Below are 21,538 nucleotides of genomic sequence, written 5' to 3'. Positions count from 1 at the left end.
TATATTGACCGCGCCCGCCTCTCGCAATAGGTCTGCGCCTCATGTGCGATGCACAATCCGTTTACCAATTAGGACACAAGACAATGAGCACCCTGCGCGACGAAGCGATGCAATCGAAGGCCTGGCCTTTTGAAGAAGCACGTCGCCTGCTCAAACGCTATGAAAAGGCGCCGCCCGAAAAAGGCTATGTGTTGTTCGAGACGGGGTATGGCCCCTCGGGCCTGCCGCATATCGGCACCTTTGGCGAAGTGGCGCGCACCACGATGGTGCGCCGCGCCTTTGAGATGCTGTCGGATATCCCCACCCGCCTGATCTGTTTCTCAGACGATATGGACGGGATGCGCAAGGTGCCGGACAACGTGCCGAACCCGCGCCAGCTAGATGAGCATCTTCAGCGCCCGTTGACGGACGTGCCGGACCCGTTCGGCACTCATGAAAGCTTTGGCCATCATAACAACGCGATGCTGCGCCGGTTCCTCGACACGTTCGGGTTCGAATATGAGTTCATCAGCGCGACGGAGTATTACCGCTCCGGCAAGATGGACGACATCCTCCTGCGCGCGGCAGAACGGTATGACGCGATCATGAAGATCATGCTCGCCTCCCTGCGCGAAGAGCGCCAGCAGACCTATTCCTGCTTCCTGCCGATCTCCCCCACCACGGGGCGGGTGCTTTATGTCCCGATGAAAGAGGTGAATGCCAAGGACGGCACCATCACCTATGAGGAGGACGGGCAGGACGTGACCCTTCCCGTCACGGGTGGCAATGTGAAACTGCAATGGAAGCCCGATTTCGGCGCGCGCTGGGCAGCACTCGGCGTTGATTTCGAGATGTATGGCAAGGATCACTCCACCAACACCAAGATTTATGCGGGCATCTGTTCTGTCCTTGGGGGCCGACCGCCAGAGAATTTCAACTACGAACTGTTCCTTGATGAGAACGGGGAGAAAATCTCCAAATCCAAGGGCAACGGCCTCTCCATCGACGAATGGCTGACCTATGCCGCGACCGAGTCGCTGTCTTATTTCATGTACCAAAAGCCGAAAACGGCAAAGCGGATGTATTTCGACGTGATCCCGAAGGCGGTGGACGAATATCACCAGCAATTGCGCGCCTTCCCCGATCAGACACCCGCGCAGCAGGTCGCGAACCCGGTGTTCCATATCCATTCGGGCAATGTGCCCGCGTCCGATATGGTCGTGTCCTTCGCCATGCTCCTGAATTTGGCGAGTGTCGCGAATGCTGAGGATAAGGAAACGCTCTGGGGCTTTATCCGCCGTTATGCGCCAGAGGCGAATGCCGAAACCCATCCCGGCCTTGATGCGGCGGCAGGCTATGCCGTGCGTTATTTCCAGGATTTCGTGAAGCCGGAGAAAGTGTACCGGATGCCCGATGCGCAAGAGGAAGCCGCGCTGCGTGACCTGCGTGACCGTTTGGCCAACTATGACGGCGAGGTGGAGCCGGAGGCCCTTCAAACGGTCGTGTTCGCGGTCGGTAAAGAGCACGGGTTCGAGCCGCTGCGCGAGTGGTTCAAGGCGATCTATGAGGTGCTGTTGGGTGCATCCCAAGGGCCGCGCTTTGGCGGGTTTGTGGCGCTTTACGGTATGGACGAAAGCATCAAGCTGATCGACGACGCGCTGTCGGGCGCGTTCGTGAAGGGCTGAGCCTGCGATACGACGACTTACCGGACTGGAATCACGCCGAAGGCGCCAGTCCGTGCGGCCGCCCGCCGTCAGGCGGCCGCATCTCAACCGCTCCGCAGGGCGTGTAGGTCGTTCGGGGGTGAGGGATTAATCATGTAACACAACCGTTCTTGCGGCCCCCTCGGGCGACCGCACGGACAGGCTTATGTCGCCGCCGGACACAAAAAGGGCGGTGTCGGGAATGCCCCGCACCGCCCTTTCTCAAGTCAAAATCAAACCCGGCGTTCGACCATCAGGCTCTTGATCTCGCTGATTGCCTTGGCGGGGTTCAGTCCCTTCGGGCAGGTCTGCGCGCAGTTCATGATCGTGTGGCAGCGATAGAGCTTGAACGGGTCTTCCAACTCGTCCAGACGCTCCCCTGTTGCCTCATCGCGGCTGTCGATGATCCAGCGATAGGCGTGCAGCAGGGCCGCGGGGCCAAGATACCGATCACCGTTCCACCAATAGGACGGGCAGGAGGTGGAGCAGCATGCGCACATCACGCATTCATACAGCCCATCGAGCTTTTCACGATCCTCGATCGACTGCCGCCACTCTTTCGCGGGCGTGTTCGATTTCGTCTCAAGCCACGGCATGATGCTGGCGTGCTGGGCGTAGAAATGCGTCAGATCCGGGATCAGATCCTTCACGACCGGCATATGCGGCAATGGATAGATCGCGATGTCACCTTTCGGGGCCTCGTCAATCCCGTGGATACAGGCAAGCGTGTTGATCCCGCCGATATTCATCGCGCAAGAGCCGCAAATCCCTTCGCGACAGGACCGGCGGAAGGTCAGCGTCGGATCAATCTCTGACTTGATCTTGATCAGCGCATCCAGAACCATCGGCCCGCAGGTGTCGAGATCGACGTGATAGGTATCGACGCGCGGGTTTTCTCCGCTATCGGGATCGAAACGATAGACCTTGAACGCGCGGGTATTAGTGGCACCCTCCGGCTTGGGCCAGCTTTTGCCGACCTTGACTCGGGAGTTTTTGGGGAGCGTGAATTCAACCATGATCGTCTCTCCTCAATAAACCCGCGCCTTGGGCGCGATTTTCTTCATGTCGATGCCGCCCTGATCCTGTGGCGTCAGCGGATCAAGATGCACGCCGCGATAGGTCAGGTTGACCTTGGTCTCCCCGTCCATCGTGGCGAGGGAGTGCTTGCGCCAGTTCTCGTCATCGCGGTCGGGATAGTCCTCATGCGCATGTGCGCCACGGCTTTCCTTGCGCGCCTCAGCGGACACGATGGTGCACAGCGCGTTCGGCATCAGGTTATCCAGTTCCAGCGTCTCCATCAGATCGGAGTTCCAGATGAGGGAGCGGTCGGTGACCTGCACATCAGCCATTTGCCCGGCAATGGCCGTCATCTTTTCGACCCCTTCCGCGAGCGTCTTGTCGGTGCGGAACACGGCGGCGTCGGCCTGCATCGCCTTTTGCATGTCGAGGCGGATTTCGGCGGTCGGTTTGGCGCCTGCCGCATTGCGGAACCGGTCGAACCGCTCCATCGCCTTCTCCACCGATGCCTCATTGAGTGGTCGGTTCGGGGTGGACGGGTCCACGACCTGACCTGCCCGGATCGCGGCCGCCCGGCCAAACACCACCAAGTCGATGAGGGAGTTCGAGCCCAAACGGTTCGCCCCATGGACGGACGCACAGCCCGCCTCGCCCACGGCCATCAGACCCGGCTGGATACGATCCGGATCATCGGCGGTCGGGTTCAGCACTTCGCCCCAGTAATTCGTCGGGATGCCACCCATGTTGTAATGCACCGTCGGCAGAACCGGGATCGGCTCTTTCGTCAGGTCCACACCCGCGAAAATACGCGCGCTTTCGGAGATACCCGGCAGGCGCAGGTTCAGCGTCTCTGGCGGCAGGTGGTCAAGGTGTAGGTGGATGTGATCACCATCCGGCCCCACGCCGCGCCCTTCTCGGATTTCCATCGTCATGCAGCGGGACACCACATCGCGGGAGGCGAGGTCTTTATAGGTCGGGGCATACCGCTCCATGAACCGCTCACCTTCGGAGTTGGTCAGATAGCCGCCTTCGCCCCGCGCGCCTTCGGTGATCAAACAGCCGGAGCCATAGATGCCGGTCGGGTGGAATTGCACGAATTCCATGTCCTGAAGCGGCAATCCCTGCCGCGCGACCATCCCGCCACCGTCACCCGTGCAGGTATGCGCGGAGGTGGCGGAGAAATACGCCCGGCCATAGCCGCCGGTTGCCAGCACGACCATCTTTGCGTTGAACCGGTGGATCGTGCCGTCATCCAGTTTCCACGCGATCAGACCCTGACACACGCCATCTTCGGACATGATGAGGTCGGTCGCAAAATACTCGATGAAGAATTCCGCGTTGTTCTTCAGGCTCTGACCATAGAGCGTGTGCAGGATCGCGTGGCCGGTCCGGTCTGCCGCAGCACAGGTGCGCTGCACCGGGGGGCCTTCACCATATTCGGTGGTGTGGCCGCCGAACGGGCGCTGGTAAATCTTGCCATCTTCGGTGCGGGAGAACGGCACGCCGTAATGCTCCAGCTCATAAACGGCCTTCGGGGCCTCACGCGCGAGGTATTCCATCGCATCCGTATCACCCAGCCAATCGGAGCCTTTGACGGTGTCATACATATGCCACTGCCAGCTATCAGGGCCCATATTCGACAGCGACGCCGCGATCCCGCCCTGAGCAGCCACGGTGTGGGAGCGTGTCGGGAACACCTTGGTCACACAGGCTGTCCGCAGCCCCTGTTCCGCCATGCCGAGCGTCGCGCGCAGGCCAGCCCCGCCCGCGCCGACAACGACGACATCATATTCGTGATCAACATAAGTATAAGCAGTCATAGTCCGTATCCCCGATCAGACGCCAAAGGCGATCTTCGCCACGGCGAAAATCCCGGCAGCACCCAGCGCGTAGCAAAAGAACGTGTTGGCCAGAAGCGACGGCATCCGCGCCGACCCATGCACATAGTCCTCAATCACAACCTGCAAGCCGAGTTTCAGATGGTAGAAACTCACCCCGATCATCAGGATGGCGACCACCGCGTTGAACGGATTGCCAAACGCCGCGACGACCTGCGCGTGCTCGGCACCCAGCAAACGGCCAAAGGTGAAAATGAACAGGGGCGTGAGGAACACCAGCGCATAGCTCGTGACCTTCATCTGCCAGTAATGCTCAACACCATCCTTGGCGGAGCCAAGGCCAGCAGCCCGTTTGCGGTTCGTGCGATAATCCATGATCCCCTCCGCTTACAGAATGATCAGAAGGCTGATGATGGTCATCACCACCGCCCCGATCATGGAATAGAGTGAAAGCTTGTTGGCCACATCTAGGTTAAAGCCGCGATTGGTGTCCCAATACAGATGCCGCAACCCGCCAAAGAAATGCCACCACAGCGCGAACAGCGATCCCAGCATCACGATATCCCCGATGATCGAGGTCACCAGCCCATCGACGGTCGCGAAATAGGCAGCATCCGTTGCCGCCGCCAAAAGCCACCACACCGCAAGCAATGCCCCAACGGCAAGTCCCACCCCGGCGATCCGGTTGGTGATCGAGGCGATCATGGTGATGTAATAATGATAGATACCAAGATGCGGGGAAAGCGGGCGATTGCCCCGGTTCACGTCAGCCATGAAGGTCCCTCTTTGTTGCGATGAGCTACTGAAGCGGTTGTATACCGTTCTATGCCGCCGCGTCACGCAAAGACAGTACGAAATCGCGACGGAAGGTCGCGATTCCACAGGGCAGGGGCGGATTTTGCACCAATGTGATCACAACATTTTTTCTTGTGATCACATTTCTCCGACTCGCCTGCCGATTTCTTTTTTCCATAAATACCTCCCGCCGGAGGCATTTCGCGTGAGCGAAATTCTACAATGCCCGCAGATGTGCCAGCGCCCCGGCCATCATCGGATCGGGTGCGTCCGCCTCTCCCGTCACATGGGGCAGCATCGCGGTGGCAAGCACCTTGCCAAGCTCCACACCCCATTGATCAAAACTGTTGATGCCCCAGAACACACCTTCGGTGAAGGCCCGGTTCTCCGCCATCGCGATCAATCGGCCCAGCGTGCGCGGGGTCAATTTGCGGTACAGCGTCAGGGTGGAGGGGCGATTGCCGGGGAAGGTGCGGTGCGGGGCCAGCGCATCCGCCGTTGCCTCATCCATCCCATCCGCGATCATCAGCGCCTTTGCCTCATCCGTGCTGCGCCCGCGGGCGAATGCCTGCGCTTGCGCCAGACAATTTGCCAGAAGGATGTTTTGCAGCCCGTCCAATCCTTCGGAATGGTTTTCTGCCGCGACCATGAATTCCACCGGCTGCACGTCGTTCGACTGGTGCAGCATCTGGAAATAGGCGTGCTGCGCGTTCGTGCCCGCGCTGCCCCACACCACGGGAGAGGTCGCATGGGCGACCGGCGCGCCCTCCACCGTGACCCGCTTTCCGTTGCTCTCCATATCCAATTGCTGCAAAAACTGCGGCAACAGCGCGAGCCGCTGGTCGTAAGGCACCACGCAGCGGCTGGCATAATCGCAGACATTGCGGTGCCAAACCCCGACAAGCGCCATCAAAACCGGGATATTCTCCGCCAAAGGCGCTTCGCGGAAATGGCTGTCGGCCTCATGCCCACCGGCCAGAAAATCCCCGAATACATCCGATCCAAGCCCGATCATCAGCGGCAGGCCAATCGGGGACCAGACGGAATACCGCCCGCCCACATAATCGCCAAAGCCAAAGCACCGCTCCGCCGGGATGCCAAATTGCGCGCTCGCGGCTTCGGGTTTCGACGTGAGCGCCGCGAAATGCACGCTCGCATCCGCGACAATCCCCTTGAGCCGGGCAAGAGCCACTTTCGCCGTCTCCATCGTCTCAATGGTCGAGAAGGATTTGGACGCGATGATGAACAGCGTGCGCGTCGGATCACAGGTGTTGAACACATCCGTCAGCGCCGCGCCGTCCACATTCGACACGAAATGTAGGCGCGGTCCGGTCATGTGCAGTTTCAGCGCCTCCGCGACCAAAAGCGGCCCAAGGTCGGAGCCGCCGATCCCGATATTGACCACATCGGTAAACGGCTCGCCCGCGCCATTGGCATAGGCCCCGCTGCGCACCGCCTCGGCAAAAGCGTAGCAGGCCGCGCGGGACGACAGGATTTCTGCTGCGATATCCTCGCCATCTGCGATGAGCGTGCTGCCCTCCGGCATCCGCAGCGCGGTATGGAGCACGCGCCGATCCTCGGTCGTGTTGATCTTGGCACCTGCAAACATCGCCTCCCGCTTGGAGCCGAAATCCTGCGCCTCCAGATGCGCAAGCAGCGCGGCGCGTGTGTCGTCGGTCAGGGTCGTGCGAGAATAGTCAAACAGGATGTCATCCAACCGTGCGCTGAAGCGACTGAACCGCTGCGGGTCCGCATCAAACAGCTCAGTGAGTGTCGCTTGTGGTTTTAACGCGTTGAAATCCATAATTTACTCCTCAATCCGAATGTCGAGCCCAATGTCGAGCGTGCCTGCCGCCATCGTGATCCGAGAGGTGGAGATGTAATCCACGCCCGTCTCCGCAATCGCGCGCACGCTGTCAAAATTCACACCGCCGGAGGCTTCCAGCCGCGCGCGCCCGGCGGTCATCGCCACGGCTTCGCGCAAGGTTTCGGGCGCCATATTGTCGAGCAGCACGGCGTCCGCGCCCGCGTCAAGCGCCTCTTGCAACTGATCGAGAGTATCGACCTCAATCTCCACCGCCACTAGGTGCCCTGCATAGGCCCGCGCGCGTTCAAGCGCCGTGGCGATCCCGCCGCAGACGGCGATGTGGTTGTCCTTGATCAGGATCGCATCATCAAGTCCGAAACGGTGGTTCGCGCCGCCGCCGCACCGCACGGCGTATTTCTCCACCGCGCGTAGGCCGGGTGTCGTTTTGCGCGTGCAGCAGATGCGCGCGCCGGTGCCCGCGATCCGGTCCACGAACCGCGCGGTATGGGTTGCGATGCCCGACAGGTGCATGAGGTAATTGAGCGCCACCCGCTCCCCGCTCAGAAGCGCACGCGCGGGGCCAGTGATCCGCGCGATGTCCTGCCCAGCCTCCACCCGGTCCCCATCCGACACAAGCGGGGCAAACACCAGCCCCTCCCCCACCTGCGCGAATGCCTCCGCCGCAAGTGGCATCCCCGCGATCACGCCGGCCTCTCGCGCGTTCATCACCGCGGTCGCCCGGGCATCCGGCCCGATGGTGGAAAGGGTCGTGATATCCCCCGCACGGCCCAGATCCTCCGCCAATGCTGCGGTCACCGCGCTGCGGATCAGGGGTGTCGGCAAGGAGGGTGAAAGGGGCTTGTGCATGATCGGGCCTCATGATCCTTTTGCGGACCAAACGAAAGGGAGCCTTCCATGCATCCGCGCTACGCCGACGTACATGCCGCAATTCGGTCCTTGTGTGAAGGGGAGGATGATCCGATTGCCCTGATGGCGACGGTTGCTTGCGAATTGCACCACAGTTTTGACCATTTCAACTGGACCGGGTTTTACCGTGTTGTGTCTCCGGGGCTGTTGAAGATCGGCCCCTATCAGGGCGGGCATGGCTGCCTGGTGATCCCGTTTGCGCGCGGTGTGTGTGGTGCGGCCGCGCGGGAGGAGCGCACCCAGCTTGTGCCGGATGTGGATGCGTTCCCCGGTCATATCGCCTGCGCCTCCTCCACCCGGTCAGAGATTGTGGTGCCGGTCTTTGACGCCTCTGGCGCGCTGATTGCGGTGCTCGATGTGGACAGCGACACGCCCGACGCGTTCGATAAGGACGATCAAGAGGCGCTCGAAACCCTCATGGCGGAGGTGTTCGCAAAACACCCGGCCTGAGCGCGGCCCGCCACCGGTCCCCAAACGAAAAAGGCCATCCCGAAGGATGGCCCTTACCGTCAGATATGATCCGGGATTAGCCGTTGATCACGTCCTTGAGTGCCTTCGCGATGGTGAATTTCACCGTGCGGTCGGCTTCTTTCTTGATCTGCTCACCGGTCGCGGGGTTGCGCACCATGCGCTCCGGGCGCTCGCGGCAGGCGAATTTGCCGAGGTTCGGCAGCGTCACTGCCCCGCCATCTGCAACTTCTTTCGAGACGATCTCAGACAGGCTGTCGAGGAAGCGGTTGGCGGAGGCCTTGTCGCTGTCCATTGCTTCGGCGAGAGCCGCTACCAGCTGTGTTTTCGTCATCGGTTTCTGTGCCATGTCTATGTCCTTTTTGTAGTCATGCTCGCCGCCCCCTAAGCGGACTTGCCATACTTGACCCTAACTGCCCGGGTCATACAATGGTTTTTTCCGTATTTTTAGCGGTTTGAAAGCAAGTGGCTGTGGAAAACCGTTTGTTTTGCGTGAATTCGCCTAGAGGAACGCGGTTTCTTCAAAGCTGCGCAGTTTGCGCGAGTGCAAACGCTCCAGCGGCATCTCGCTCAACTTCTCCATCGCGCGGATGCCGATGAGCAGATGTTGCGCCACTTGCCGCTTGTAGAAATCGGTCGCCATGCCGGGCAGTTTCAATTCGCCATGCAGCGGTTTGTCCGAGACGCATAAAAGCGTGCCGTATGGGACGCGGAACCGGAACCCATTGGCCGCGATCGTCGCACTTTCCATATCAAGCCCAATGGCCCGCGACTGGCTCAGCCGCTGGACGGGGCCGGACTGGTCACGCAATTCCCAGTTGCGGTTGTCGATGGTGACGACCGTGCCGGTGCGCATGATCTTCTTCAACTCATAGCCGCGCAGGCCCGTGATCTCCTCCACCGCGTCCTCAAGGGCGACCTGCACCTCCGCCAGCGCCGGGATCGGCACCCAGACGGGCAAGTCGTCATCCAGAACGTGATCCTCACGGACATAGGCATGGGCCAGCACATAATCGCCAAGGCTCTGGCTGTGCCGCAGCCCCGCGCAATGACCAAGCATCAGCCACGCATGGGGGCGCAGCACCGCGATGTGGTCCGTGATCGTCTTGGCGTTGGACGGTCCGACCCCGATATTGACCATCGTGATGCCCGACCCATCCGCGCGCGTCAGGTGATAGGTCGGCATCTGGGGCAGTTTGCCCGCCAGCGTGCCGGTCGTTCCCTCCCGCGTGGTGATCCGGTTTCCCGGTTCGACAAAGCTGTCATACTCCCCGCGCTCAAGGGCTGCATGGGCGAAGGCCACGAATTCATCCATATAAAACTGGTAGTTCGTGAACAGCACATGGTTCTGGAAAAAGCTCGGGCTGGTGGCGGTGTAATGGGCGAGCCGCGCGAGGGAATAATCCACCCGCTGAGCGGTGAAGGGCGCCAGTGCGCGCTCCCCGTTTGCATCCATCCCAGCGGTGCCATTGACGATATCGTCATTGGTGACGTTAAGGTCAGGCACGTCGAACACGTCACGCAACGGGCGCTGGATGCGCTCCTCGATGGAGCCTTCCACATGCGCGCCTTCGGGCAGCGCGAAATGCAGCGGAATTGGCGTGTCGGATGTGCCAACGGTGACGCTCACGCCATGGTTTTGCACGATCAGTCCGATCTGCTGCGTCAGGTAATTGCGAAACAGGTCGGGGCGGCTAATGGTCGTGGAATAGGTGCCCGGCTCGGACATGTGACCATAGGCAAGGCGGCTGTCCACCTTGGCAAAGCTGGTCGTTGTCACCGTGAGCTTGGGGTAGAACGCGCGATAGCGCCCCGCGACCTTTCCGGTTGCCATGACATCCGCGAAATGATCCCGCAGGAACGCGGTTGCCGCATCATAGCGTGCGCAAATCTCATCCACCGCCTGAGATGGCGTGTCGAATGATGCATCGGAGTGATGCACCGGATGCAGGATTTCCAGATCAGAAAGCGGGCCGGGCAGGCGCATGGTCGTACCTCTTATTTTCTTGTTTTATCCGACGATAAGGTCGGTTCGCTCGAATTTCGTGACATCCACCAATCCGAGGTCTGAGATACGCAGTTCAGGTATCACCACCAGCGCCAGAAGGGAATGCTGCATATACGCATTGTTGAGCGTGCAGCCGCATTCCGCCATGGCAGCAACCATCCGGTCGGCGGCAGCGGCCACATCCCGCGCGGGCGCATCGGACATCAGCCCGGCGATGGGCAATTCGACGAGCGCGATTTCCTTGCCGTCCTTGATGACCACAATGCCGCCACCCACCCGGCGCAGCGTGTTTGCCGCGATGGCCATATCCGCCTTGTTGGTGCCGATCACGATCATATGGTGGCTGTCATGCGCGACGGTGGAGGCAACCGCGCAATCAACATCATAGCCAAAGCCCGAGACGAACGCGTTGACCACACCCCCCGTCGCGCGGTGCCGCTCAACCAGCGCGATCTGGCAGACATCCTTGGCCCGGTCCATGCCGACCAAGCCATCGACGACCGGCAGGTCGGCCTCCAACGCTTTTGTGGGGGCTTGGTTCTCCACCATGCCGATCACACGCGCGCGGACGGAGTTGCGCCCGGACGGTGCGGCGATATCGAATGCTTCTGCCGTGAGATCGGCTTTCATGTTTACCGTGCCACGGCTGTCCTCTGGCCATCTGAAATCGGGGCGGTCACACAGGATGTCGCCATCTTTGGCCACGACCTCCCCTCGGGCGATCACTGTCTCAATCGGTAGACTCCGCAGATCGGATGTTAGGATCATGTCCGCCCGGCGGCCCGGCGTGATCGACCCGATTTCCCGCTCCAGCCCGAAATGGGTGGCGGTGTTGATCGTCGCCATTTGCAGCGCGATCAGGGGATCGCAGCCGCAGGCAATCGCGTGTCGCACCACCCGGTTCATATGCCCATCATTAACGAGCGTGCCGGAATGACAGTCATCGGTGCAGAGGATAAAGGAGCGCGGATCGAGCCCTTTTTCGGTGACAGCGGTGATCTGGCTTTCCACGTCATACCATGCAGAGCCAAGCCGCAGCATCGCCCGCATCCCCTGCCGGACCCGCGCAATCGCGTCCTCCTCCCGCGTGCCCTCATGATCATCCGCCGGGCCGCCCGCGACATAGGCCGAAAAGGCGGGCCCCAGATCGGGTGAGGCATAATGCCCGCCCACGGTTTTTCCCGCCATTTGGGTGGCGGCAATCTCTGCCAGCATCTTTGGATCGCCATTCACGACGCCGGGGAAATTCATCATCTCCCCCAGTCCGATGATGTTGGGCCACGCCATGGCCTCTGCCACATCCTCGGGCGAAATTTCAAAGCCGGTCGTCTCCAATCCCGGAGCGGACGGCGCGCAGGACGGCATCTGAACATAGACATTGATCGGCTGGGCCATGGCCTCGTCATGCATTAGCCGCACCCCCCGCAGGCCGAGCACATTGGCGACCTCATGCGGATCGACGAACATGGAGGTGGTGCCATGCGGGATCACGGCGCGGGCAAATTCGGTGACGGTCAGCATGCCGCTTTCGATATGCATATGCCCGTCGCAAAGGCCGGGGATCATATAGCGCCCGCCTGCATCTATGATCCGCGTGTCTGGCCCGATGCAATGGCTGGCATCCGCACCGCAATAGGCAAAGCGCCCGGCTTTGATGGCGATATCGGTGTGGGGGATGACCTCGCGGCTGTGGACATTGACCCATGCGCCGTTGCGGATCACCGTATCTGCGGGCGCCCGTCCGGCGGCTACGGCCACGAGGTCTGCTGCTACATCACTCCATGCTCGCATGTTTGTCTCCTTCCTTGTCAGAAAGAAGCAGTCTCAATCACACCTTGCGGAAGGTCCAGCCGAAAGCACTCCCGCACGCTTGTGCTGCATCAAAGATGCATCAAAAGCCCTTGGGCCCGGCAGCGCCTTCGGCGCTGGGGCTTCGCCTGTCATGAAGCGTTTGAGGAACAGGAGTGTTCCTCAAATCACGCTTCCGATTGTGGGCTTACGATTCGCCCGCGCGTCAAGGCCGCTCGTTCCTCGGACCTTGACCCACGGCCGAATCGCGGGGGCTGCTCTTGCTCCGCTCGTCCCAATTCACTGTTCCTTATTTGGTTGAAGCCTTCGTCTTTAGACGAAGAAGCCGCGCTTCAGCGCGACTCTTTTTCCCCAGGATACCAATGACCGCTTATGATTTCGAGGCTCACGGCGTGTACCACCATCGCTATCACGTGGTGTGGTCAACCAAGTATCGCTACAAGGTGCTGGAGGGTGCCATTCGGGTCCGCGCGCGGGATGTGATGCGCCGGATCAAGAGGCGGTCGTCGCGGCGGTTGCAGCAAGAGTTCCCGGCGCTCAAGAAGCGCTACTGGGGCAAGCATTTTTGGGCCCGCGGGTATTTCTGCACGACCAGCGGGAATGTCACGAATGACCTAATACTTCAGTACCTTGCGGCGCACAGCCCCGATGCTACCGACGTCAGTCGGTAGTGGTTCACTTTCTTCAAATATACCCCGCCGGAGGCACCGCCGCGCCGCAAGGCGCGGCGCCCGGCCCAAAGGGAGCGTCAGCGACGTGCGGGAGCGCGCCCTTGCAGAAATGCAACATCTCAGGCGGGGACGTCCTGCATGGGGTTGCTATTACAGACCATGCGTGTAGTTAGCGGGCAACCCTCCCCACCTTCTCCCCGATGGAGCCTGATGTGATTAAGCCGACGCTTGCCGCCCTCGGCGGGCAGCCCCTTTCCGATGCAATCAATTCCGCAAAGCTTTCCCCCGGTCGCATCCGCATCGAAGTGCTGGCCGGATTGACCGTCGCGCTGGCACTTGTGCCCGAAGCGGTCGCCTTTGCTTTTGTTGCGGGGGTCCACCCGCTTGTTGGGCTATATGCGGCGTTCATCGTTGGGCTGGTAACAGCCGTCTTCGGCGGGCGACCGGGGATGATTTCGGGTGCCACTGGCGCGCTGGCCGTGGTGATGGTGTCGCTCGTCTCGGTGCATGGTGTGGAATACCTTTTTGCCGCCGTCGTGCTGATGGGCATTTTTCAGGTGCTCGCTGGTATCTTCAAACTCGGCAAGTTCATGCGGCTGGTTCCCCATCCAGTGATGCTGGGCTTCGTCAATGGGCTGGCCATCGTGATTTTCCTGGCCCAGCTGACCCAGTTCAAGGTGCCGGGCGAGGGCGGCCCGGAATGGATGAGCGGCACGACGCTCTATGCGATGCTGGCGCTTATTGGCCTGACCATGGCGATCATCTGGGGTGCGCCCAAGTTGACCAAGGCGATCCCGGCGCCGCTTGCCGGGATCGGTATTGTCGCGATCATCGTGATCGTTTTCGACATCCCGGTGCCGCGTGTCGGTGATCTTGCGTCCATCGAAGGGGGGCTGCCGCTGTTCCATATCCCGATGGTGCCGCTGACACTGGAGACGCTGGAGATCATCCTGCCCTACGCGCTCATCCTCGCCGCGATTGGCCTGATCGAGAGCCTGTTGACCCTCAACCTTGTGGGAGAGATCACCGGGGAGCGGGGCGGTGCCTCTCAGGAATGCATGGCCCAAGGTGGCGCCAACATCATCACCGGCTTTTTCGGGGGCATGGGGGGCTGTGCCATGATCGGCCAGTCCATGATCAACGTGAAATCCGGCGGGCGGACGCGCCTGTCGGGCATTTCTGCCGCGCTGTTCCTGCTGACCTTCATCCTTGTCGCGTCGCCGCTGATTGAGCAGATCCCGCTCGCGGCCCTTGTGGGCGTGATGTTCATGGTCGTGATCGGCACATTTGCGTGGAACTCCCTGCGGATCATGACCCGCATTCCTAAGGCGGATGCCTTTGTTATCGTGTTGGTCACGGTGGTGACGGTCCTGACCGACCTTGCCATTGCCGTTATCGTGGGGGTGATCGTCTCAGCCCTTGTTTACGCGTGGCAGAACGCGACGCGCATTCGCGCCAAAAGCTACACCACGCCCGAAGGGGCCAAGGTGTATCAGATCGAGGGCCCGCTCTTTTTCGGGTCAGCCGAAGGGTTCAGCCAGATTTTTGATCCGGCAAATGATCCCTCTCTCGTGATCGTGGATTTCATGGACAGCCGTGTTGCGGATCAGTCTGCCTTGCAGGCCATTGACGCGCTGGCGGTGAAATATGAGACCGCCGGAAAGGCGCTGCAACTGCGCCATCTCAGCCATGATTGCCACCGCCTGCTGAACCGCGCCGGTCAGCTTATCGTGGACAGTGACGATGACCCGGATTACGGCATCGCGGTCAATTACACGGTCAAGACTGGGAGCCTGGGCGGCGGTCATTGATCCACAGCACCTGTTAACCATCCAAGCAATCTGTCCGGCCTGTTAACGCGCCGGTAATGGCTCTGCGCCAATTTGGCCGAAGTGCACCTGGGGAGGTGCATGATGGCCACGGGTGGGGGCTGGCGCGCAGGGGTGCGTGCAGGGCCATTCGCGCGTGGGAAGCGAATGGGTGGGCCGATGCTATCGCATCTTTGGACCCTGTGGGACAGTGAGGATACGCTCCTCGCCGCGCCCGAGGGTGTGTTGTTTTCCGAATTACCGGGCGGCGGGCTGAGCCTGCTGGTCGCCTCACGCGGGGAGGAAGGCTTTGGCCGTCTCACGCTGTCGCCCGATGGGCAGATCGCGGATGCGGACTGGTCGGCGGACCCGCTCGCGCGCGGTGTCGATGGGCTGACGCGCGTCGACGGTTTGGGGCAGGTCAGCCTCGGGCGGGACACCGGGCTGATCGACACTGGCGCGCTGCTGCGCGACATGGGGATCGAGGGGCGGCTGGCCGCGATCACCGCCACGATCGGTGGCGATTGGGTCGTGAGTGCGGCCAGCGGCCAATCCGGCCTTGCCCTGCACCGCTGGGACGGATCCGCGCTTGGCCTTCATGCCCGGATCGCGGATAGCGGGCTTTTGCCCCTTGGCGATGTGGTGGCGCTGGACGCGCTGGAGACCGCGCGCAAATCCCTGATCTTCGCCATTTCTGCCGTGGATGGTGGCATTGTCAGCTATCACGTCACGGATCACGGCGACGCGCGCTTGCGCGATGTGGAAACGCCGGGTGGGGATTTTCCCGCGTGGCTTCCCACCGTTTTGACCACGGCGGAGGTCGATGGCCGGGATTTTGTCATTGTCGGCGCGAGCGGCTCCAACACGATCAGCGTATTCGAGGTGCGGGAGCGCGGCGGGCTGGTGCATCGCGAAACACTGACCGACACCCACGACACGCGATTTGCCGGGATTGATGTTCTGGAACAGGCGGTGATTGGCGGGCGCACGGTTTTGGTGGCAGCGGGCGCGGATCATGGGCTGACCCTTCTGGAATTGCACCATGATGGGGGTCTGTCGCTGCTTGATGTGATCTGGGACGACCACGATACTGCGCTCACCGATCCGTCCGCCATTGCGCTGATGCCGGGGGAGGTGCTGCGCATCGCCGTCACTGACCGTGTGGAAGGCGCGGTGAGCGTCTATACGTTGGAACTCAGCCCGGTTCATGCGCGGCTTGTCGGGGACCGCGCGCCAGACACGATCACCGGCGGGGCGCAAAACGATGTGATCGACGGGCGCGGTGGGCGAGATGTGCTTGAAGGGGGCGCGGGCGATGATTTCCTCACCGATGGGCGCGCGCGGGACATTCTGACCGGCGGTGACGGGGTCGATACATTCATTTTTCATCGCGACAATGCCACGGACCGGATCACCGATTTTCAGGATGGGCTGGACCGGATCGACCTGCGCGATTACGGGCTGGCCGGGTTTGACGCGCTCGACATTCGGCCCAACCGGGACGGCGCGAATATCTTTATCGGTGCAGAAAAGCTCGTGGTGGACAGTTGGGATGGCAAGCGGCTGCGGCTGGAGGATTGGGGCGCGGATGATTTCCTCTTCTAGCGCGTTAAGCAGATGCTAACCATGCGCTGCGTTTTCATTCGGGACCGCGGAACCAATCTGAAACACGGCTCGTTGTAACAGCATCGGGCGAGGCGCGAGGTGGGATAAAGCGAGGCCGCGTCGCCCAATCGAACCGGCACAGGAGGTGCCAACGGTTCAGGACAGGATGGGCAAAGCCCGTCACGACAAAGTCGTCCCTGAAGTGTTGGTCCCTGCGTGAGGCTGGGATGGGTGGCCCATACCGAGCAGGCCAACACTTCAGAGTCTGTCCCTCCCGCGAAGTTCCCGCCGAATGGTTTCTGTCAGGATATCCGCCGCACGACTGATCCGATGGACCCGCAGATTGTCCTCATGCCGGATCAGATAGAATGAGCGGGTAAAGCTCACCTGCTCGGGCAGCACGCGCACCAGCCGCGCCTCGTCCCGCACGGCAAAATCATGCAAAACACCAACTCCCGCCCCCGCGAGCGCCCATCGTTGCTGCACGGCGATGGAGGTTGAGGTCAGTTGCGGCACCAGATCGGGCGCGATCAGCGGCAGATAGTCCAACTCCTTGTCGAAAATCATGTCAGAGATATAGCCGACCATCCGCTCGTGCCGCAGATCATCAAGGGTGCGGATGCGGGCCGCAATCTCCGGCGTGGCATAAAGGTGCAATCCGTAATCCGCCACACGCTGCACCCGCAACCGCCCCGCATTGGGTGGCGAAACGGAAACGGCCAAATCCGCCTCCCGCTGGCTGAGGGAGAACACGCGCGGCAGGGCGACCAATTCGATCCGCAGGTCAGGATTGCTCTCCGCCAATCGGGCGCAGGCCTGTGCAAGGATATAGGTCGCGACCCCTTCGGGCGCACCGATCCGCACCGTGCCCGACAATTGCTCATCACTGCCGCCGACGGATTGCCCGGCGCGCAGGGCGGCGGTCTGCATATGGCTCGCCGGATCAAGCAGGCGCCGCCCGGCCTCCGTCAGCGCATAGCCCTTGGGGGAGCGGTCAAACAGCTTTGCGTCCAGCGCCTGTTCCAGCGCCGCAATCCGCCGACCGACCGTGGCCGCATCCATGCCAAGCGCGCGTGCGGCGGACAAAAGCTGACCCTGCCGCGCGACCTCCAGAAACACCCTCAGATCATCCCAGCGCATCGCCATTCCACTTTGCAAAAATGCAGGATTACTTTGGCAAATTACCTCTCCACTCTGCAAATGCGCAAGGGTAGGATGCGGCCAAACATAATTCAGGTTGAGGAGACCATTCCATGGAACAGCTTTGGCATTTCATCGACGGCAAGCGCGTTGCGGGCACTTCCGGCCGGTTCGCGGATGTCTACAACCCCGCAACCGGGGAGGTGCAGGCGCAAGTGCCGCTCGCCAATGCTGCGGAGATGGACGCAGCCGTCGCTGGCGCGAAGGCCGCGCAGCCCGCATGGGCCGCGACCAACCCGCAGCGCCGCGCGCGGGTGCTGATGGAATTCGTCCGCCTGTTGCACCGGGATATGGACAAACTCGCAGAGGCGCTTTCGCGTGAGCATGGAAAGACGATCCCCGATGCGAAGGGCGACGTGATCCGTGGCCTTGAGGTCGCGGAATTCTGCATCGGCGCGCCGCATCTTCTCAAAGGGGAATACACCGATGGCGCGGGGCCGGGCATCGACATCTATTCGATGAAGCAGCCCGTAGGCATCGCGGCGGGGATCACCCCGTTCAACTTCCCCGCGATGATCCCGATGTGGAAATTCTGCCCGGCGATCGTGTGCGGCAATGCCTTTATCCTCAAACCGTCGGAGCGGGATCCGTCCGTACCGCTGATGCTGGCTGAATTGATGCAGGAAGCCGGGCTGCCCGATGGCATCCTTCAGGTCGTGAATGGGGACAAGGAATCGGTCGATGCGATCCTCGATCACGAGGATATCTCCGGGGTCGGTTTCGTCGGCTCCACCCCGATTGCCGCCTATATTTATGAGCGGGGCTGTGCCAACGGCAAGCGCGTGCAGTGCTTTGGTGGCGCGAAAAACCACATGATCATCATGCCCGATGCCGATCTGGATCAGGCGGCAGACGCGCTGATCGGGGCAGGCTACGGCGCTGCCGGGGAGCGGTGCATGGCCATTTCCGTCGCCGTGCCGGTGGGGGATGAGACCGCCGACCGCCTGATCGAAAAGCTGATCCCGAAAGTGGAGGCGCTCAAGGTCGGCCCCTATACCGCAGGCGATGATGTGGATTACGGCCCGCTTGTGACGGGCGATGCGGAGCGTCGCGTGCGCGGCCTGATTGATCGCGGGGTCGAAGAGGGCGCAAAGCTCGTCGTCGATGGTCGCGATTTCAAACTGCAAGGTTATGAGGAGGGGTTCTATGTCGGGCCGTGCCTGTTCGACAATGTGACCACCGATATGGACATCTACACACAGGAAATCTTTGGCCCTGTCCTGTCCACCGTGCGCGCGCAAACTTATGAGGAGGCGCTCGGCTATGCAATGGATCATGAGTATGGCAACGGCACCGCGATCTTCACCCGTGACGGGGACGCGGCGCGTGATTTTGCCAACCGAGTGAATGTCGGCATGGTCGGGATCAACGTGCCGATCCCGGTGCCGCTTGCCTATCACACCTTCGGCGGGTGGAAGAAATCGGCCTTTGGCGATCTCAATCAGCACGGGCCGGACGCGTTCCGCTTCTATACCAAGACCAAGACGGTGACGTCCCGCTGGCCGTCGGGGATCAAGGATGGGGCCGAATTCTCCATCCCGGTGATGAAGTAAGCCCACCTTTGGCCGCTGCTCCGGCGCAGGCCGGAGCCTCTGACACCGCAGCAATCCCGGTGGAGGTTCCGGCCTCTGCCGGACCAGCGTGAGGAGAGCATGATGGATTTCGCACTGAGTGACGAGCAGGAGGCCATCCGCGACATGGCCGCCGATTTCGGGCGCGACAGGCTCGCCCCCATGGCCGACGGGATGGAGGAGACGGGCATTCCCCGTGATCTTTTGTCTGAGGTCGGCGCGCTGGGCATGGGCGCGATCTATGCCGGGGAGGAATACGGCACCGGGCTTGGCCGCCTTGATGCCGCGCTGATCTTTGAGGGGTTGTCGCTCGGTGATCCCAGCGTCGCGGCTTTTATCTCTATCCACAATATGTGTGTCTGGATGATCGACCGCTGGGGCAGTGATGACCTCAAGGCGGAGGTGCTGCCGGGTCTTGCCTCCTTTGACACGATCGCAAGCTATTGCCTGACGGAGCCGGGCAGCGGATCGGACGCCGCAGCGCTCAAAACCCGCGCGGTGCGCGATGGGGACGAATATGTCCTTGATGGAACCAAGGCGTTCATCTCCGGCGGGGATTATTCCGACTGGTATGTCGTGATGTGCCGCACGGGCGGGGAGGGGCCGAAAGGCATCTCCACCATCCTTGTGCCGAAGGACGCGCCGGGCCTCAGCTTTGGCGGGCAAGAGCGCAAGATGGGATGGAAAGCGCAGCCCACCGCGCAGGTCCAGTTCGACGGATGCCGCGTGCCCGCGCGCTACCTGATCGGGACGGAGGGCGACGGTTTCAAATACGCCATGGCGGGGCTTGATGGCGGGCGGCTCAACATCGCGGCCTGTTCGCTTGGGGGCGCGCAAGGCGCGCTGACGCGCACGCTGACCTATATGGGAGAACGCAAAGCCTTCGGCACCGCGATTGACCAGTTTCAGGCGCTGCAATTCCGCCTTGCCGATATGGAGACGGACATGCAATCGGCCCGCATCTTTCTGCACCAGGCGGCATGGAAGCTCGACCAGAAATCCCTTGATGCGACCCAGTTCTGCGCGATGGCCAAGCGGCTGGTGACGGACCGCGCGTTCGATGTGGCAAATGGCTGCCTGCAACTTCATGGCGGTTATGGCTACCTTGCCGATTACGGGATCGAAAAGGTGGTGCGCGACCTGCGCGTGCACCAGATCCTCGAAGGCACGAATGAGATCATGCGCGTCATCATCGCGCGCAAATTGCTGAGTGATCGGGGGAATGGGTGAGCGTGCCGTGCTATTCTGCCGGGATGGGCGCTGGCCTATTGTTTGGAGCACTATGAATGACTGACCTCAACCTCCGTATCGAAGGCCATGCGGGCCGGATCACCCTGAACCGCCCCGATGCGCTCAATGCGCTGACCCATGAACAAGCGCTCAGGATCGAGACACAGCTACGCGAGTGGGCAACGGACCCGGCAGTGAAGCTTGTGATGATCGACGCGGTGGGAGAGCGCGCGTTCTGCGCGGGCGGCGACATTCAGCACCTTTATGACACGGGCCGGGCGGGTGATTTCAGCTATGGCAAGACGTTCTGGTCCGATGAATATCGCCTCAATGCGCTCATCTGGAATTACCCCAAACCTTTCGTTGCGTTCATGCATGGCTTTGTCATGGGCGGTGGCGTGGGGATTTCTGCGCTCGGCTCGCACCGGATCGTGACGGACAGCACGCAGGTCGCCATGCCCGAATGCGGCATCGGCCTGATCCCGGATGTGGGCGGATCGCTGCTGCTTGCCTGCGGGCCGGGGCGGCTGGGCGAATACCTTGGCACCACGGCGACACGAATGGGGCCGGGGGATGCAATCTATGCGGGCTTTGCCGACACCTATGTCACCCCTGACCAGTGGGAGCCGCTGAAAACAGCACTGCTTTCCGGGGATATCGCGGTGATCGAGGATTTCAGCGCGCCCAAACCCGACAGCCCGCTTGCCGCAGAACAGGCGCAGATCGACCAGTATTTCGCAGGGGAGACGGCGATGGATATCGTCCGCCTCTTGGAGCATGAACCGACCGAGTGGACCGAAAAGGCGCTGAAAGCGATCCGCCGCAATTGCCCCCTCTCCGTCGCCTGCGCGGTCGAAGTGATCCACCGCGCCCGCCCCCTGACGCGGATCGAGGAGGTGCTGGCGCTGGAATACCGCTTCACCGCCCGCTGCATGGAGCATGGCGAATTTTTGGAAGGCGTGCGCGCCGCCGTGATCGACAAGGACCGCAATCCGCAATGGGCCACGCCCACGCTGGAGGCGCTGCCGCAATACCGTGTGTCCCAGATGCTGATGCGGCTCGGGGCGGATGAGTTAGACTTATAACGCAGACGGGGAGAGAG

The 21,538-nt window shown here is 61.5% G+C and carries 18 protein-coding genes; 8 read left to right on the top strand and 10 right to left on the bottom strand.

Annotated features, from left to right (window positions below):
- The first annotated feature begins 83 nt into the window (after nucleotides 1-83).
- Complete coding sequence (locus FHS89_RS13565; protein ID WP_184012564.1) at nucleotides 84-1,664, top strand: lysine--tRNA ligase; 1,581 nt, start codon at nucleotides 84-86, stop codon at nucleotides 1,662-1,664.
- A gap of 251 nt (nucleotides 1,665-1,915) precedes the next feature.
- Here FHS89_RS13565 and FHS89_RS13560 read toward each other — a convergent pair whose 3' ends face one another.
- The 6 genes from FHS89_RS13560 to nadC form a co-directional block, all read right to left on the bottom strand.
- The gene (locus tag FHS89_RS13560) at nucleotides 1,916-2,698 is read right to left on the bottom strand and encodes a succinate dehydrogenase iron-sulfur subunit (protein WP_184012562.1); all 783 of its coding nucleotides are present in this window, start codon (nucleotides 2,696-2,698) and stop codon (nucleotides 1,916-1,918) included.
- Nucleotides 2,699-2,710: 12 nt separating this feature from the next.
- Entirely contained in the window at nucleotides 2,711-4,519 is a 1,809-nt protein-coding gene (gene sdhA / locus FHS89_RS13555) for a succinate dehydrogenase flavoprotein subunit (RefSeq protein ID WP_184012560.1), read from the bottom strand.
- Between the two features lie 15 nt (nucleotides 4,520-4,534).
- A complete protein-coding gene (gene sdhD, locus FHS89_RS13550; protein WP_184012558.1) occupies nucleotides 4,535-4,912 on the bottom strand; it encodes a succinate dehydrogenase, hydrophobic membrane anchor protein in 378 nt (125 codons plus the stop codon).
- 12 nt (nucleotides 4,913-4,924) lie between these two features.
- The gene (gene sdhC / locus FHS89_RS13545; protein ID WP_184012556.1) at nucleotides 4,925-5,311 is read right to left on the bottom strand and encodes a succinate dehydrogenase, cytochrome b556 subunit; all 387 of its coding nucleotides are present in this window, start codon (nucleotides 5,309-5,311) and stop codon (nucleotides 4,925-4,927) included.
- A gap of 238 nt (nucleotides 5,312-5,549) precedes the next feature.
- Nucleotides 5,550-7,136: a glucose-6-phosphate isomerase gene (gene pgi, locus FHS89_RS13540; protein WP_184012554.1), complete on the bottom strand. Its 1,587-nt coding sequence runs from the start codon at nucleotides 7,134-7,136 to the stop codon at nucleotides 5,550-5,552.
- Nucleotides 7,137-7,139: 3 nt separating this feature from the next.
- Nucleotides 7,140-8,006 (bottom strand): carboxylating nicotinate-nucleotide diphosphorylase, encoded by an 867-nt coding sequence (gene nadC, locus FHS89_RS13535; protein WP_184012552.1) that lies wholly within the window; start codon nucleotides 8,004-8,006, stop codon nucleotides 7,140-7,142.
- Between the two features lie 48 nt (nucleotides 8,007-8,054).
- Between nadC and FHS89_RS13530 the strand changes: the two genes are divergently transcribed.
- Nucleotides 8,055-8,516, top strand: a complete 462-nt coding sequence (locus tag FHS89_RS13530) for a GAF domain-containing protein (RefSeq protein WP_184012550.1) — start codon at nucleotides 8,055-8,057, stop codon at nucleotides 8,514-8,516.
- 76 nt (nucleotides 8,517-8,592) lie between these two features.
- On the opposite strand, the gene FHS89_RS13525 is transcribed toward FHS89_RS13530, so the two are convergent.
- The 3 genes from FHS89_RS13525 to ade form a co-directional block, all read right to left on the bottom strand.
- Nucleotides 8,593-8,883 (bottom strand): HU family DNA-binding protein, encoded by a 291-nt coding sequence (locus FHS89_RS13525; protein WP_184012548.1) that lies wholly within the window; start codon nucleotides 8,881-8,883, stop codon nucleotides 8,593-8,595.
- A gap of 153 nt (nucleotides 8,884-9,036) precedes the next feature.
- Nucleotides 9,037-10,521: an AMP nucleosidase gene (locus tag FHS89_RS13520; RefSeq protein ID WP_184012546.1), complete on the bottom strand. Its 1,485-nt coding sequence runs from the start codon at nucleotides 10,519-10,521 to the stop codon at nucleotides 9,037-9,039.
- 24 nt (nucleotides 10,522-10,545) lie between these two features.
- Nucleotides 10,546-12,333, bottom strand: coding sequence for an adenine deaminase (ade, locus tag FHS89_RS13515; protein WP_184012544.1), 1,788 nt, complete (start codon nucleotides 12,331-12,333; stop codon nucleotides 10,546-10,548).
- 380 nt (nucleotides 12,334-12,713) lie between these two features.
- Between ade and tnpA the strand changes: the two genes are divergently transcribed.
- The 3 genes from tnpA (at nucleotide 12,714) to FHS89_RS13500 (ending at nucleotide 16,435) form a co-directional block, all read left to right on the top strand.
- Nucleotides 12,714-13,022 (top strand): IS200/IS605 family transposase, encoded by a 309-nt coding sequence (tnpA, locus tag FHS89_RS13510; RefSeq protein WP_184012542.1) that lies wholly within the window; start codon nucleotides 12,714-12,716, stop codon nucleotides 13,020-13,022.
- A 263-nt stretch (nucleotides 13,023-13,285) separates the two neighbouring features.
- The gene (locus FHS89_RS13505; protein WP_343051494.1) at nucleotides 13,286-14,833 is read left to right on the top strand and encodes a SulP family inorganic anion transporter; all 1,548 of its coding nucleotides are present in this window, start codon (nucleotides 13,286-13,288) and stop codon (nucleotides 14,831-14,833) included.
- 177 nt (nucleotides 14,834-15,010) lie between these two features.
- A complete protein-coding gene (locus FHS89_RS13500; protein ID WP_184012538.1) occupies nucleotides 15,011-16,435 on the top strand; it encodes a calcium-binding protein in 1,425 nt (474 codons plus the stop codon).
- 258 nt (nucleotides 16,436-16,693) lie between these two features.
- Here the strand turns inward: FHS89_RS13500 and FHS89_RS13495 are convergent, their stop codons facing one another.
- The gene (locus FHS89_RS13495; protein ID WP_184012694.1) at nucleotides 16,694-17,575 is read right to left on the bottom strand and encodes a LysR family transcriptional regulator; all 882 of its coding nucleotides are present in this window, start codon (nucleotides 17,573-17,575) and stop codon (nucleotides 16,694-16,696) included.
- Between the two features lie 113 nt (nucleotides 17,576-17,688).
- On the opposite strand from FHS89_RS13495, the gene FHS89_RS13490 reads away from it, so the two are divergent.
- The 3 genes from FHS89_RS13490 to FHS89_RS13480 all read left to right on the top strand — a co-directional run bounded on the left by FHS89_RS13490 (nucleotide 17,689) and on the right by FHS89_RS13480 (nucleotide 21,521).
- Nucleotides 17,689-19,188, top strand: coding sequence for a CoA-acylating methylmalonate-semialdehyde dehydrogenase (locus FHS89_RS13490; RefSeq protein ID WP_184012536.1), 1,500 nt, complete (start codon nucleotides 17,689-17,691; stop codon nucleotides 19,186-19,188).
- A 102-nt stretch (nucleotides 19,189-19,290) separates the two neighbouring features.
- Nucleotides 19,291-20,436, top strand: coding sequence for an acyl-CoA dehydrogenase family protein (locus FHS89_RS13485; RefSeq protein WP_184012534.1), 1,146 nt, complete (start codon nucleotides 19,291-19,293; stop codon nucleotides 20,434-20,436).
- Nucleotides 20,437-20,492: 56 nt separating this feature from the next.
- Nucleotides 20,493-21,521 carry an enoyl-CoA hydratase/isomerase family protein gene (locus FHS89_RS13480; RefSeq protein WP_184012532.1) on the top strand — a complete coding sequence of 343 codons (1,029 nt, stop codon included), beginning with the start codon at nucleotides 20,493-20,495 and terminating at the stop codon, nucleotides 21,519-21,521.
- Nucleotides 21,522-21,538: the final 17 nt, after the last annotated feature.

Source organism: Rubricella aquisinus (assembly GCF_014199445.1).
Classification (GTDB): domain Bacteria; phylum Pseudomonadota; class Alphaproteobacteria; order Rhodobacterales; family Rhodobacteraceae; genus Rubricella; species Rubricella aquisinus.
This window is presented reverse-complemented; position numbering and strand designations above follow the sequence as displayed.

Excerpts from the sequence above, each read along its gene's own strand:
- FHS89_RS13565 (WP_184012564.1), top strand. The coding sequence starts at position 84 with ATGAGCACCCTGCGCGACGAAGCGATGCAATCGAAGGCCTGGCCTTTT.
- FHS89_RS13560 (WP_184012562.1), bottom strand. The coding sequence starts at position 2,698 with ATGGTTGAATTCACGCTCCCCAAAAACTCCCGAGTCAAGGTCGGCAAA.
- sdhA (WP_184012560.1), bottom strand. The coding sequence starts at position 4,519 with ATGACTGCTTATACTTATGTTGATCACGAATATGATGTCGTCGTTGTC.
- sdhD (WP_184012558.1), bottom strand. The coding sequence starts at position 4,912 with ATGGATTATCGCACGAACCGCAAACGGGCTGCTGGCCTTGGCTCCGCC.
- sdhC (WP_184012556.1), bottom strand. The coding sequence starts at position 5,311 with ATGGCTGACGTGAACCGGGGCAATCGCCCGCTTTCCCCGCATCTTGGT.
- pgi (WP_184012554.1), bottom strand. The coding sequence starts at position 7,136 with ATGGATTTCAACGCGTTAAAACCACAAGCGACACTCACTGAGCTGTTT.
- nadC (WP_184012552.1), bottom strand. The coding sequence starts at position 8,006 with ATGCACAAGCCCCTTTCACCCTCCTTGCCGACACCCCTGATCCGCAGC.
- FHS89_RS13530 (WP_184012550.1), top strand. The coding sequence starts at position 8,055 with ATGCATCCGCGCTACGCCGACGTACATGCCGCAATTCGGTCCTTGTGT.
- FHS89_RS13525 (WP_184012548.1), bottom strand. The coding sequence starts at position 8,883 with ATGGCACAGAAACCGATGACGAAAACACAGCTGGTAGCGGCTCTCGCC.
- FHS89_RS13520 (WP_184012546.1), bottom strand. The coding sequence starts at position 10,521 with ATGCGCCTGCCCGGCCCGCTTTCTGATCTGGAAATCCTGCATCCGGTG.
- ade (WP_184012544.1), bottom strand. The coding sequence starts at position 12,333 with ATGCGAGCATGGAGTGATGTAGCAGCAGACCTCGTGGCCGTAGCCGCC.
- tnpA (WP_184012542.1), top strand. The coding sequence starts at position 12,714 with ATGACCGCTTATGATTTCGAGGCTCACGGCGTGTACCACCATCGCTAT.
- FHS89_RS13500 (WP_184012538.1), top strand. The coding sequence starts at position 15,011 with ATGCTATCGCATCTTTGGACCCTGTGGGACAGTGAGGATACGCTCCTC.
- FHS89_RS13495 (WP_184012694.1), bottom strand. The coding sequence starts at position 17,575 with ATGCGCTGGGATGATCTGAGGGTGTTTCTGGAGGTCGCGCGGCAGGGT.
- FHS89_RS13490 (WP_184012536.1), top strand. The coding sequence starts at position 17,689 with ATGGAACAGCTTTGGCATTTCATCGACGGCAAGCGCGTTGCGGGCACT.
- FHS89_RS13485 (WP_184012534.1), top strand. The coding sequence starts at position 19,291 with ATGGATTTCGCACTGAGTGACGAGCAGGAGGCCATCCGCGACATGGCC.
- FHS89_RS13480 (WP_184012532.1), top strand. The coding sequence starts at position 20,493 with ATGACTGACCTCAACCTCCGTATCGAAGGCCATGCGGGCCGGATCACC.